Origin of the sequence: Alloacidobacterium dinghuense (assembly GCF_014274465.1) — a bacterium.
In the GTDB taxonomy this organism is placed as follows: Bacteria; Acidobacteriota; Terriglobia; order Terriglobales; family Acidobacteriaceae; genus Alloacidobacterium; species Alloacidobacterium dinghuense.
Genome location: NZ_CP060394.1, coordinates 2,790,326 through 2,803,688, shown reverse-complemented (window position 1 = coordinate 2,803,688; position 13,363 = coordinate 2,790,326). Strand labels below are relative to the sequence as shown.

10 protein-coding genes and 1 pseudogene are annotated in these 13,363 nt (G+C 55.0%); 4 read left to right on the top strand and 7 right to left on the bottom strand.

What is annotated here, in order from left to right; translation table 11 throughout:
• Window positions 1-32 precede the first annotated feature (32 nt).
• Entirely contained in the window at window positions 33-344 is a 312-nt protein-coding gene (locus H7849_RS11375) for a hypothetical protein (RefSeq protein ID WP_186746607.1), read from the bottom strand.
• Window positions 345-1,783: 1,439 nt separating this feature from the next.
• Window positions 1,784-2,356 (bottom strand): TetR/AcrR family transcriptional regulator, encoded by a 573-nt coding sequence (locus H7849_RS11370; protein ID WP_186746605.1) that lies wholly within the window; start codon window positions 2,354-2,356, stop codon window positions 1,784-1,786.
• A 298-nt stretch (window positions 2,357-2,654) separates the two neighbouring features.
• On the opposite strand from H7849_RS11370, the gene H7849_RS11365 reads away from it, so the two are divergent.
• The gene (locus tag H7849_RS11365; RefSeq protein ID WP_186746603.1) at window positions 2,655-3,056 is read left to right on the top strand and encodes a nuclear transport factor 2 family protein; all 402 of its coding nucleotides are present in this window, start codon (window positions 2,655-2,657) and stop codon (window positions 3,054-3,056) included.
• Window positions 3,057-3,146: 90 nt separating this feature from the next.
• Window positions 3,147-4,121, top strand: a complete 975-nt coding sequence (locus H7849_RS11360) for a zinc-dependent alcohol dehydrogenase family protein (protein WP_186746601.1) — start codon at window positions 3,147-3,149, stop codon at window positions 4,119-4,121.
• Window positions 4,122-4,134: 13 nt separating this feature from the next.
• On the opposite strand, the gene H7849_RS11355 is transcribed toward H7849_RS11360, so the two are convergent.
• The 5 genes and pseudogenes from H7849_RS11355 to H7849_RS11340 all read right to left on the bottom strand — a co-directional run bounded on the left by H7849_RS11355 (window position 4,135) and on the right by H7849_RS11340 (window position 11,748).
• On the bottom strand, window positions 4,135-4,719 hold the full coding sequence (locus H7849_RS11355) for a CGNR zinc finger domain-containing protein (protein WP_186746599.1): 585 nt from the start codon (window positions 4,717-4,719) through the stop codon (window positions 4,135-4,137).
• Window positions 4,720-5,423: 704 nt separating this feature from the next.
• Window positions 5,424-9,119, bottom strand: a complete 3,696-nt coding sequence (locus H7849_RS11350) for a WD40 repeat domain-containing protein (RefSeq protein WP_186746591.1) — start codon at window positions 9,117-9,119, stop codon at window positions 5,424-5,426.
• Between the two features lie 11 nt (window positions 9,120-9,130).
• Window positions 9,131-10,159 carry a hypothetical protein gene (locus H7849_RS11345; RefSeq protein ID WP_251106751.1) on the bottom strand — a complete coding sequence of 343 codons (1,029 nt, stop codon included), beginning with the start codon at window positions 10,157-10,159 and terminating at the stop codon, window positions 9,131-9,133.
• A 21-nt stretch (window positions 10,160-10,180) separates the two neighbouring features.
• A pseudogene (locus tag H7849_RS27405) lies at window positions 10,181-10,456 on the bottom strand (toll/interleukin-1 receptor domain-containing protein); the annotation flags it as partial.
• 194 nt (window positions 10,457-10,650) lie between these two features.
• Entirely contained in the window at window positions 10,651-11,748 is a 1,098-nt protein-coding gene (locus tag H7849_RS11340) for a peptidyl-alpha-hydroxyglycine alpha-amidating lyase family protein (protein ID WP_186746588.1), read from the bottom strand.
• Between the two features lie 172 nt (window positions 11,749-11,920).
• On the opposite strand from H7849_RS11340, the gene H7849_RS11335 reads away from it, so the two are divergent.
• Window positions 11,921-12,658 carry a tetratricopeptide repeat protein gene (locus H7849_RS11335; protein ID WP_186746586.1) on the top strand — a complete coding sequence of 246 codons (738 nt, stop codon included), beginning with the start codon at window positions 11,921-11,923 and terminating at the stop codon, window positions 12,656-12,658.
• A 57-nt stretch (window positions 12,659-12,715) separates the two neighbouring features.
• Window positions 12,716-13,084 carry a VOC family protein gene (locus tag H7849_RS11330; RefSeq protein ID WP_186746584.1) on the top strand — a complete coding sequence of 123 codons (369 nt, stop codon included), beginning with the start codon at window positions 12,716-12,718 and terminating at the stop codon, window positions 13,082-13,084.
• Window positions 13,085-13,363: the final 279 nt, after the last annotated feature.

Genomic DNA, 13,363 nt, shown 5'->3' with positions numbered 1-13,363 from the left:
AGTCCGAATTGCCGGTATTGGCCGCTCAAGAATCAATCGATGACATCGACGCGCCTGCGCTGCACTACACGCGAGCCGCTACCGCCCCAAGCGCAGAGCAAAGCGATGATGTGGAGCAGGAGCCAGATGGTGATGCCCTGGTCCTGGTAAATCCAAAAGAGGATGAGGATGCGGGGGAGTAGCAGCCAGACGACGATAGGGATGAGGCCGACCGAGGGGGGAATGAACTGGTTCATGCTGTGCTGGAGCCATGCGACGAAGATACAGAGGCGCGGGAGAAACAGCGACAGGATGAGGAACCAGAGTGGGATCGAGTGGATGGGGAACGTGAGAGAGAATTTCATGCGTTAACGCTTCGATTTTTGCCAGTCTACGCAAAAGCAGGTTCTTCGCTGCACCTATGATGGCAATCTGACATTCGAGTAGAGCACCAAAGCAACATACGCTGCGCTACTACATCCACGTTCTATTCTAACGATGGGATCATCTTTTTGAAGTAAATTGTCCTCTCCTTTGTCCGGTCATAGGCAGTTGGTGGCAGCATTTCTTCCTTTTGTGGCCATCATGTTCGGGCTGTCCCGCTGAGCAGGCGGCCTGGTTGCACGTTACGGATCACGGTTGCCGCTCACCATTGGCCCGCTTGTTGCTGCCTGCGGTATAGCACTTTTTGCAGTGGCACCGCAGAATGGAAACTACTGGACCGCATTTTTCCCCGCCTTGTGGTGATGGGGCTTGGCATGACTATTAGCGTCGCTCCCTTGACAACAAGGGTGATGAATGCCGTCCCCATCTCCGAGTGAGGTCTTGCTTCAGGCGTGAATAACGCAGTCTCCCGTTTGGCCTCTCTTCTCGCAGTGGCCGCCTTCGGTTTTGTTCTGGCAGTGGTTTTTAAACATTCCTTGGACCAACACCTTTCCCAAATGATATTGAGTCCGAGCGCTCGTGCGCAGGTTGATGCTGCTCGGCCCCTGCTCGCCGCAACTCACAATCCAGATCCGATCATCCAACGGGCGATCAGCGATTTGTTCTTGAGGGGTTATCGCACGGTGATCTGGATTGCAGCCTGCCTAGCTATTTTGAGTGCTGCCGCCGCGTGGTTGCTTCTAGAGTCTCGCGCACCTTCATCTGCTGGGAGAGCTTAGGGGCGACTGCTCAATGAGTGCGTTACTGCCTACTCACTCGTTGACCAATTGAGAATGTCAGTGCCGAGTGTATATGAGCCGTTGTCGAGAACAAATGGGCTTTACCAGTGAATACTGCAAGGTGTTACAAAATGCACATTTTGGACAAGATCATTCAGAAGCGCCGGTGCCGCCTTTGGTGCCACTTTGTACTTTCCTTTTGTGCGCTTCGGTGCGATCTGGTGCGCTGTGGACAATGCGTCCATGTAATTGAGTAGGTGGATGTTATTCGAGCTGGTGCGAGCTGGTGCAGGGAAGTGCTTCGCTGCGAAAAACGGACTTTAAAATCCGCTGGCCGCAACCTGTCGTGGGGATTCAAGTCCCCTGTCCGGGCACCATCTTAAGATCATGCTAGGGTGGGCGGCGTCTCCCTAAATCTGGGCACAAATTCAGGTGCGCTGCGCATCCGCTTTAGTTTCAATGCCGAACGACTTATCCGTTCTTGCGCGGGCACGGTTCTATAGGAAAATTTATCTCGTTTCGGCTCGATTACGGAATGCGCTGCGGATTGCTGGTGTGAACTCAGCTGTCAGGTGAACGTGGGCGGCTCGGGTGAATTCCTGACCGCTGGAACCGGACGTTGTCCGAGAAGCATAAGCCCTCTAATGCGCTTTCGCGGGTTGGTTCAAACTGATTAACTGATCCCTAGTCTGCTGGAGAATCTCTCGTGAAAGGCTTGGGTCTGAGACGGCACGAGAGAGGTTGATCGCTCCTAGCATCGCACTAATCATGAGAACCGCGCGGGCGCGCCGATCAGAGGTTCCATTTGGCGGAACAAGGCCCGTCGAGTATGCCAAGCTGCGCTTGAGTCGTGCGGTATACACGGCTTTCGCCGATCGACTCGCCCGAGACATGTCACCTAGTAAAGCGCCCAAAGCGCAGCCTGTTCCCGGAGCATCCCGGTGTTCTTCGGACAAATAGTTCGCTAGAAGTTTCGTTAACGTGTCAGTGTGTTCCTCCCAGCGGTCTAGGTCCTGGAATGCGGTGGCCAGCGCCTCAACCACCAGTTCATCGCGCGAATCGAAATGTTTGTAGAAGCCACCGACGGTAACACCGGCCTCCTTCATCACATCGGCAACGCCGATGCCTTCGAGACCGAGTTCGCGAAACCTCTTGGCCGCAACGCTCACGATCCGAGTGTGTGTCTCCGCCTTACCTTTCTTCGAATAACCCATCTGCCATCACCACTTTTCCAGTATCTGCATGGATCGTTCCAAACGTTTCCCTCGACAAAGTAGGGACATTAAGAATTTACAGAGTATTGTCATACTCTACTTTGCCCTAGATGCACACCGCTTTGTCTGGGGTGCAAAAATTGTCCCGTTAATAATATGGTGCGAAACTTGGGCTACAGGTATGAAGCACGATAAATGTTTAAAAATGGCTTCCGCAAAAATATTTGCGACATCTGGATTATGTGCATACTCTCATGTGGTGAAAGGTAGATCAATATCTCACCAGCAAGGAGAAGCAATGAGTAACTCATCCCCAGAACGGAATAAGGCAATCGTGCTCGAAGCATTCGAAACACTGTTCAACAAGCGTGACTACGCGGCGGCGGAACGCTTCTGGTCACCAAACTACATTCAGCACAGCGCACACATAGCACCAGGTCGCGATGGGCTGTTCAATCTCGTCCGCTCAGCGCCGGACACGATGCACTACGAGAACCAGCTCATCGTTGCAGAAGGCGATTTCGTCATAGCACATGGCCGCTTCACCGGAATCGGAAGGCCAGCCGCCTGGGTTGCCGCCGACATTGTCCGATTTGAAGACGGTCTTCTTAAAGAGCATTGGGACGTCTTGCAGGACGAGGCGACCAAGGCCGAATCTGTCAGCGGCCTTCCCATGTTTGGCGACACATTCCCCAAGTGACAGCTGACAAAAACGCGAATCGACCTAACAATTTCCGTTTGCGACCTAACGGCGCAGGTCATGAGCGGTATGAAAAAAGGAGACCCAATCATGCGCGCACTTCAAATCTCAGCCTATGGTGACCCACTCAATGTCTTGGAACTCGTTGATATCCCGGAGCCGGGTGCGCCGGGAACGGGTGAGGTCCTAATCGATGTCGAACTAGCGCCCTTAAATTTGCATGACCTCCTCTTCATGCGCGGCTACTTCGGGGGCCCGCCGGCACCAACTGTCGTTGGAAACGAGGGCTTCGGTCGGGTTGCGGCGGTTGGTCTTGGTGTTACCAACGTTAAGGTCGGCGACCACGTCGTGGCGCCCAATCTCAGCCTCACCTGGAGGGAGCGTCTGATCGCGCCGGCGCAAGGGCTGTTCCCGCTACCCGACGGTGATCGGCTGCAACTCGCGCAGCTCGGCAGCAACCCACCCACAGCGGCGTTGATGCTCAGCGAATATGCGGACCTCAAGCCCGGTGATTGGGTCGTTCAAAATGCCGGGAATTCCGGCGTTGGCCGGTCTTTGATCGCCATTGCGAAGCTGCGTGGCATTCGGACGATCAGTCTCGTGCGGCGGCCCGAACTGATCGACGAACTCAAGGCTGCGGGAGCAGATGTGGTGCTCATGGACGAACCGGCAGCAATCGAGGAGGCGGTGCGCATTATCGGCAAAGGGTCGGTTCGGTTGGCGGTTGATGCAGTGGGCGGTGATGCGACGGCAACGCTCGTTCCATTGCTGTCGGACCGTGGCATGCTCGTCTCCTACTCAGCGGCGACCGGACGGCCGATGGCGGTCAACGCCCTTTTGCTCATAGGCAAACACCTGACAGTCAAAGGCTTCTTTCTGGGCGATTTCGATCATGTGTCGAAGGTCCTGCCGACGCAGATCGAGGCCGCTCCTCTCGTTGCCTCCGGTGCGCTGCGCGTACCCGTCGCCGCGGTTTATCCGATGCCAAAAATCAAGGAAGCCGTCGCTCATCTGCTCAAGGGCGGTAAGATCCTGATCGACATTGCGGGCACTTTCAACGCGTAACATTATGAAGTAATCAGGTTTGGCGCGCTCTCGCTCGAAACGCAGCTACTTTGGCGCGATTTCCGCAACCTGCCGACGTGCACCATCTTCTGCGGTGACCTTTCGTACGGTCATAGAACCACAGGACACAAGCGTTGCCTTCGCAATGCCGGACGAGGTTGAAGTCACCATCCGCCAGCACGTCTGCGACGGCTTCCGCGACCGGAGTCAGGAACGCCTCGACCGTCTGTTTGCCGTAGACACGAGTCATACGAATGTTGTTCGCGGTGTCTGTCGTAAGCACCGCATGACTTGGAGCGTCCGCCAGGAATCTGTTGAGCGCGCCAAGCGAAGGTTTCTTCCCGGACTTTCGATCCTGAACGGCCGCGAGCGCAATCTCACGAAGCCCTCTTGCCCCTTTAAGTAGTACGCCGTCGCCGAAAGGAAGTGATCCTTTTGCGACGGGGACTTCGAGCCTCCTGAGCCAGGCTTTGACGTCGCTGTCGCTCTGCAGTGTGTCTGTCAGTTGCCCCTCGACCATCCGACGAGTGTTGATGAAGTTGATCGCCAGATCGTCGCCCACAAAGTCGAGATGGTTTTCGTTCGTCGTGTCTTTCATGGCCTCACCAAGCATAACCGCAGAATTCGCGTTTACACGTTACTTTAATTCTCTTATATGTGAACCCGATTCAACCTGTCGTTTTGAGAAATCCCTGCCCTGTACACGGAAGCTATTCAGGTCCGAAACAGGCCAAAGTTGATGGTCTGACGCCCTTACCAGTTGTGAATCGCTTTGGAAAGAAATTCAAGCCAGCCATTCCGCGAATCGAGTCGTTTTCACGGGACCTTATCGGAGCTAAATGAAGCACGACGCCAATTAGTCACTCGTCAGGACTTTCGTAGTGGCCCCTCAGAGATTTTCAGTAAAGACCCATCTCCATGGGCTCGACATGCTCTTCAAGAAGCGCTTCGTCCCAACGTGAAGTACCCGTCTGTCGTCCGAAGCTGATTGCCGATACCAAGTTGTCAGCTGCGCCTGGAAGGACTCAAGGACAACGATGTCATCTGTTGATTGGAGGGTGCCGGGCGTCCAACGCATTCCATTCTTTCGCTTTTCTCTACTGTTCATTCGCCCGGACAAGGCGAGCTTCCACGCTCCTCGACGAGATGGTCTACCCTAAACGCTACCTGCTAAGCAGAAAAAAAGCCATGCTAAAAAGCTGCTTCATCGATAGAGGGCTTGTACCTAATTCTTCGCGCAGTAGAGGTTCAACATTTCAGCCTTTCGGTTATAGCCCGTTATTTACTTTGTCAGTAAAAGCATCAGGGCAGACTGGGACAGGCTTTCGGCTGCTTCTCGCTTGAGAATTCCTTCCATTCCTCGCTTGAAAGATTGCGGATCATCAGTGCGCAAGCCCTATCGATCAGGTCCTTTTGTTGCCACAAGAGACGGTGAATCACCATTTCGTTAGAGGCTGACCCCATGATGATGTACTTGTCATTCTCGGTAAATGCGAACGGAAAGAAGTCGTTTTGCGCCAGTGGCCGGTGCCACACTTCCGTGGGCGGTGACGACGTGACCTCATAAACCCGTCCCATCAAGTCCTGGCTTGACACCGCGAGATACTTGTCGTCTCCGCTCAACATGGCGGCCATTGGGTATACGTGAAGGTCCACGGTTTGAATCTCTCGAACGGCAGCAATGTCCATTACTCGCAGTCTTTTGTCGTTGGCCCAGGAGACAAGATACTTTCCGTCCAGGCTGAATGTGATCCCGTTCACTTTGCATGGCTCCCTCTGCTCTCTGCAGTCGCTTTGCCATTGAAGGGGGAACTTCACCACAGGGTCTTTTTTTGCAGTGTCGAATACCTGCAGCATAGGCGCTTCTCCGCCAACCGCGAGGTGCTGCCCATCTGCGCTGAACGCTACGTTAGAGATCTTGAAATCGAAGTCCTCGCTCCATTGGAGGCTCTTTTTCTGCACATCAAACACCTGTACTCTTCCCGGCCTTACTGACGTTGGACTTGTCAATGACTCGGGATGGCCACCAACCGCCAAATAACGTCCGTCCGGCGTGAGATCCATCGTATTGATGCCCCACTCCCAATCCGCGCTGAACAGTTCTTTACCGGACGACGCATCGAAAACAGCGGCTTTCAGCAAGCTTGCCAGCGCAACATATTTAGCTTCGGTGCTCAGGGTCACCTGATCCGCGTATTCCAGATGGACAGTCGGAGAAACTGCTTTTCCGCTGGCAACCTCAAACGCCTGCGCAGTTCCTTTTTCGTCCACAACAGCCATATATTTTGTGTCCGAAGTCATGGACGCTTGTTGGAGAACGTTTCTCGATGACAGAGCCATCCGGGAGATTTCATCCTGCGACTTCACTTCAACGATGTCGACTGCCCCGTCCTCGCCACTTGAAGTAAAGCTCATCCCATCAGGGCTGAATGCCACGGAGAGCACCGCTCCTTTGTGGGGTTGCTCCAGCACTTCCCTTTGATCCGCGATTTCGAAGATACGGGCTACTCCATCGTCACCTCCCGTTGCTAAATATCTGTCGCCCTTGCTAAGCGCCACTGTTTCAATGCTCCCACGCTCCTTCCTCTGCACTATCTCATCCACTTTCGCGTTCTCATCACCCGAGATTTCGAATACCCAGGCAGTTCCCTGGTCGTCGCCTGCCGCCAGGAAACGGCTGTCCGGGCTGAACGCCACCGAGTTGACGGCGCCGTTCAGCTCCATCTGCCACGCGTTTTTCTCATGGTCTTTCACTTTCGTCAACCTGAGTTTACGGTCGGTACCACCTGTCGCCAGATAACGTCCATCGGGGCTGAATGCGACTGACTTCACGTGAGGCTCGTCAGTTTCTGAAGGGGTTCCCTCATGGCTCTCCGGAATATCCCACGCTTTCTCACCAGTGTTCCCATCAATCACCTCCGCAATTACGTAAGGCTCGGCAAGGGCTAGTGAAAGGCCATCGGGACTGAACGCAACAGTGCCAAACCTGCCATATCGACTTGTATGATAAGCATCGTGCCATAGCATCTGCCAGGATGCTGTGTCGAAGACGCGAGGCCCATTGTCTGTTTCGACAGTCATGTACTTCCCATTTCTACTAAAGGCCACAGCCGAGACTTCCGCTCCCTGGTCGAGTTCCTTCACCTTCTTGCCCATCATGTCGTAGACCGTTGCCTTCTGATCTTGGCCGGCCGTGACCAGGTAATTTCCGTCAGGACTGAAAGCCACTCCCAAAACATCTCCCTCCCGCTGAACATGAGCCAGCGGCTTCCTGACCAGTTCGAGCGCTTGTTGCAACATATGCAGACTCGCTGACGTGCCCTCTCGCTTGACGGATTCGAGCGCATACAACGTGCTGCTTATTAGCTGATTCGGGTGTTCAACCTGATCGTCGAGGGAACTGAAGGACATGGCGCGCGCCATAGCTGTTTCATGCTCTTTCTTCATCCGGTTCCTGCTGTACATCGCCCACGAGAACAACGCCGTCATGGCTAGCAGGACAACGCTCGTTACAATTTGAATCGTCATGCGGCGACGTCTCACTCGCGCCCGCTCTTCGTCGCGCGCCGTGCGGCTTGCCTCCAAGAAATCCCATGTCCTGCGAAATCCCGCATCGTCCTGCGCTTCGCCTCCGATGTAGCGTCGCGCCCAGGCAGCAGTCGGCTGCTTCAGCTTCCACCAATCGAGAGCAAGTTGCAGCCTGGGATTGCGCCAGAGATCTCCCTTGCCCAGCGCGTAAAGCAGCGCATCGTCGTAAATGCGCATGCAGGTTGCGTGATCCTCTGCTTCCTCCGTTACCCAGCGTCGCAGGGTGCCCCACTCGCGGATCAGGCTCTCATGCGTTATGTCGATGTAGGTGTCCGACTTCAATTCGCCGCCGCGCGGTGTGAGAAAAGTGGCTTCCTCATGTCGGAAATGGTCGACAATCGCGTTTACGATTCTGCGTTCTTCCTCAGATTCCGCTCCGCACACCTCCCACAGGTCGCGCAATTGCGTGGGATTTCGACGCTCTCTTCGGTTCAGGCCCTCCGCCGACAGCCGCTTGAAGATGGTCTCTGCCGTCTTTTCCGGAACGTCCTTCACCAGCTCCTCAGCGTGCTTGTCGAGTGCATGTTCGAGTCCCCCAACCGAAGGCGCCAGATAATCCTGAAGCTCAACCGGGCGTGTTTGTCCCGAATCGGATTTCCGCCACTGGCTCCACGTCCGCATCAGCGCGTGTTGCAGCAGCGGAAGCCGATCGGGTTCATCGCCCGCGTCATTCAAAATTCTCTGCACCAGGTTCGGCGCGATTCTCGTCTGCCCCAGCGGCCCCTCGATCGCTTCCATCCGCTGCTGACGTGTTAAACGCGGAACAAGATACTGGCTCTCGTTCAGCGCTTCAGGGAGCCCGCGAAACAGCGCGCAGTCTCCCAAATAGTCCGACCGCATGGTCAGCACAACGTACACAGGAGGCAGATATTGCGTCGAAGTCAACAGCAGCTGCACGAACTCCGCGGCTTCACCGGCTGCCGCTTCCTTCTGCACCTGCCCTTCTCTGTCAATGGTCTGCAGGTCTTTGTATCGAAATAACTCTTCAAACTGATCGACAACGACCAGCAGCGTCTCGTCCTCGCCAAGCTGTCGCGCTACGTGCAGCAAGCCCTGGCTGCTCCGACGAAGCTCCGAAGGGTCGAGTCCCGCCCTTCGCAAATCGGTCGTGAGGTTTTGAAACGGCGTGCCTCCTGGGCGAGTGACAACCATCCGCCACCGAGCTGCTTCGGCCCCAAGGTGGACCCTTCCCAGCGCGGGGATCAGTCCCGCTCGCACCAGCGACGACTTGCCGCCTCCTGAGACGCCAACCACAGCCACGAACCGACTTCGCTGCAATCGTGCGACTAATTCGGCGATCTGCTGATCCCGTCCGAAAAAAAGATGCGCTTCTTCTGTTTCGAACGGGCGCAGCCCGGGATACGGATTCTGAACTGTCCCGATCCTCTCCAGAACCGCGGCAAAACTCATTTCCTTACTCGCTAGACCGGGCGCCGGATTTGGTCAAAAAAGCGCTCCAGCCTTGACCTGTCGAACTTCCCAAATTCTTCAGCAACATAAAAATCGCTCGCCTTCTCGCTAATCTGTGCCAGCGCGGAGTTCTTAGTCTCCTTCGGATCGAAAACGCACAAGCCTTTTACTTTCGCGCTTTGTCTCACTTCCATGAATTGGCTTGCGCACCACACCTCATCAGCATTGCCCCATAGCAGCAGGACTCCAGATGACTTAAGTAGCCGCGCCGTGTGCTGAGCCGGATCATCCGGGTGGTCGAATTGAAATTCCTCGTCAAATGACGTTGCTATCCGGCCGGCGTTCAACCTCTCGGTTCTGTCTGCCGATTTGTAAATCAGATAAATACGCCGCTTGCCAACAACTTCGGGCTGTATGTCAGCCTTGAGCAGAGAGCGAACTTCTTCTTTAAGTTCGCTGATTGGCACATTTGCATTCAGCCATGTTTTCTTGGGTGAATCCATCTGCTCCAGCAAATCCAGGAGAGCCATTTGCTCCGGCACCTGCGTCGCCTGGCTGGCAGGAGAGCACCATACCACCCAAGGAATCGCGTTCTGTATGGCCACTTCGACCAGTTCCTTTACCCTCTTGTCGTATTTCTCTCCCATTAAGAACACAGCCAATGACGCTCGCCGTAACTCATCTTCCTGTCCCACAAAATTCTCAGGAAGGAGCCTGTAACTTCTGTCAGCAAGTTCGTTGGCAAGCCCTTCCCCCGCCTGTTGCAAATCCTCATCGAGTTTTCGCGGATAAAGAAAGACCGACGTACAGCGGTTTCGCATCCGCTTTAACAAATCAGTCAGCGTCTGTGCCACTCTGCTGAAAGCCTCGTTGAATCTACTGTCGTCGATTGGGAATGTGCCTTTTGTATCGAAAAACGGAATGTCGCTCAGCCCAGGAAACAGTTTCCAATGTATATTGTCGTCAATTTGCTCGATCGGGCAGCGCAGTGCATACAGCTGGTTCGCGAATTCATCGCCAGTAAAGCGCGCTTCTTTCAAAGGCAGCGTGTCTGCGAATGCCTGACACTCTTTTTCGACGCAATATTGCGAGCGCAGATAGGCAGGAGATGGAAGCAGAAGGAAAACCGCTGAGTTCGTAACGCTCGCCGGAATCTCTTTGCGATAGTCCTGCGTAGCCCGCAGCTCGACCGTGTCGAGCCAGACATCAGCCGCATCGCCGAGTTTCTTTTTCAACTCAGCCTCGAGACGCCCGGCAAAACGGCTGACCCACTCTCTGTCGTCTCCGTGAGCGTAGCTCACAAATACGTCATGATCGTAGCCTGGTACAAACGCCATTCCCTTTGCTCGCTTCGTCATAGAAATCCGCCCAGGTTACACCATATTTGGGCTGTATTTTATACCTAGCCTTTCTGGACGCAAGGAGAAGTCTTTCTCGAGCGTGTATGCGACTGCGCAATATGCTCCATAAACGAGACCATGGACCCGGGTGGATACGCCTTTGGGTTGTTGGGTCAGTTTTGGAGTCAAAATTATTGCGTGGGCTCAAGGGTCAACTTCTGCACCCGCCAATTCAGCAATTCGGCAGCATAGAGAATATTTTCTGACGGGCATGCCAGTTCGTGAATCCAGCCAAACTGGCCAGGACGGTGGCCGGTGGCGCCAAGTACACCAAGCACTTTCCCATCCAGCGTCAGTTTGTAAATACGGCCTGGGTATCCATCCGATGCATAAAGCACCTGGTTGGGCCCGGGCGTGATGCAAATCGCCCACGGAGAGCCATTCAGCATCGTCTTGTTCAAGGGCGCCGGCGCCTCGGATGTGGCAGGCACTTCGGAGGGTATGCTCCCCATCCACGGGTGAAGCTTGTGGTCGTACGGAACATTGATGCGGATCTCACGCAGAAACTTGCCATCTCCATCGAAAACCTGAATCCGCCCGTTGCCGCGGTCGGCCACATATACGTGGCCAGCGTCATCGGTAGCAATACTGTGCGGCGTATTGAACTGGCCCGGACCCGTTCCGGGCTCACCCCAGGACTTGAGCCAGTTGCCGTCTTTGTCGATCTTGGCTATGCGGGAATTAATGTAACCGTCGCTGATATAAGTATTGCCTGCTGCATCCCAGGCCATATCGGTGACCTGGCGAAATTCCCCGTCGATCGGCGGCAGGGGCGGCTTTGGATGCTTGAGCGGACCAGTGCCCTCGTCGGAGGCCTCCTGCTTGCGGCCGAAGACCATCAACACCCGGCCTTCCGGGCTAAACTTGATGACCATATCCGAACCCTTGTCGGCGACCCAGATGTTGTCCTCCTTGTCGACCTTGACGGCGTGGGCATAACTCCATGCATATAGATGATGGCCGATCTCGCGGACATAGTTTCCGTCGGCGTCGAATTCGAGCAGTTGCGCTGCTGCCGCGCCATAGGCTGGGCCAGTTGTGCTGCCACGCGAGAAGACGAAAACATGTCCCTTTGAATTGACCGCCACGCCTGCGGCCTCCCCGAAATACAGATCTGGCGGAAGCTTAAAGAAATCAGTCTGGGCCTGAAACTTGATCTCAGGTACCGATTGCTGGGCAAACAACGGAATCGGCAGGCAAAACGCCGCCGCCAATGCGAGACATTTCATCCATCTTCCTCCTGGGTCCGTCACAACGGTGCTTGAGTCTTCGCAGAACAAGGCGGAAAAGACGAGCCTGATCTAGAAAGTTCTCTGCAGCAGGACGTAAGGCTCCTGTATCCTCGCTCGACGATTCCGCTCTCCTCCACAAATGTTAACCTGACGCTGAGATCAATATCGAATGGGAATCCTGAGTCATCTGCTATACCCATGGGGCTTGCTGCTGCAGGGTTTTGCGATCATCCACTTCATCCGGCGACGGCCGGACACGTATTGGATTTTTATCATCCTCTTTCTCGGTCCACTCGGCGCGCTCATCTATATCTTTATCGAGGTGGTTCCAGACGTTGGACTGCTCCGCCAGTCCTTCAAGGTTTTTCCGCGCCGCAAGCGGATCGGCGAACTCGAAACGATGGTTCGAGACAATCCGTCGGCGGGGAATTATGAAGAACTCGGCGACCTTTACATGGACGACGGCAGGCTCCAGTTGGCGCGAGCCGCGTTCGACAAGGCCATTGCCGCGCGTGCTGATACTCTCGATCCGTTTTACCGGCGTGGCGTTTGCGCCCTCCAGGCAGGCGACGCGGCGGCCGCGTTACCTGATCTGGAACGGGTGGTCGGCGAAGAGGGAGACTACGATTTCCATCGTGCCGCTGGATTGCTGGCCCACTCCTATGCGCAAACCGGACAGAAAGAAAAAGCCGAGGCGCTCTTCCGGCAAGCAACCAACAAGTCGACGTCGTCGGAGACGTACTTGAATTTCGCGGGTATGCTGGCATCCGAGGGGCGCAACGCCGAGGCTCGCGAATGGGCACAGAAAGTGCTCGATAAGAAACCCACGATGCCCGACTATCTGCGCCGCCGAGAACGACCCTGGTTCCGGAGCGCGCGCGAGATGCTGAAACGACTGTCCGCGTGAAGATTCAGAGCCTGGGCTCATGCGATGGTGCAGGAAGAACTGCAGTACACTTGGTCAATGATTCGTCAGATCGCGCCCCTGTTCTTCACCATGGACATCCCCGGCACGCTCGCCTATTACAAAGACAAGCTTGGCTTCGAGTGTCAGGGGACGTGGCAGGATCCGCCGGTCTATGCCATCGTAGCGCGTGACCAGCGCCCGATTCACTTCCGTTGCGCCGAGCCACCGACGGCGAATCCAGACAAATATGCGGACGAACTGCTCGACGCATACTTCTCTGTAGCAGATGTGGATGCGCTTTATGCTGAGTATGCGGCCAAGGGCGTGGAATTCACCCGGAAGCTTGCCAACATGCCATGGAACATGCGTGAGTTTGTAGTAAAGGATTGCGACGGCCGTCTGCTGGCCTTCGGCTCGAACTTATAGTTGTTCTTGCCGACAATAGGCCCGGAACTGCTGCCTTTGCGATAACGTAGCTTTATCTTGGCGAAGAGCACCAATTGCAATTCAGACGACCAAATGGAGATTTTAGATCACGTCCAACCAGCATTCACAATTTGCGGCGAATATGGCCGAAATCGTGCCATGCCTTCTACAATTTGATACGCCTCCACTAGCTTAGGGATACCGGGTGATCGGGAAACAAACACTCACGAAAATCTTCGCGCCGGTGTGCACCATTCGGCGCCTGCCTTGCCTGAGAAA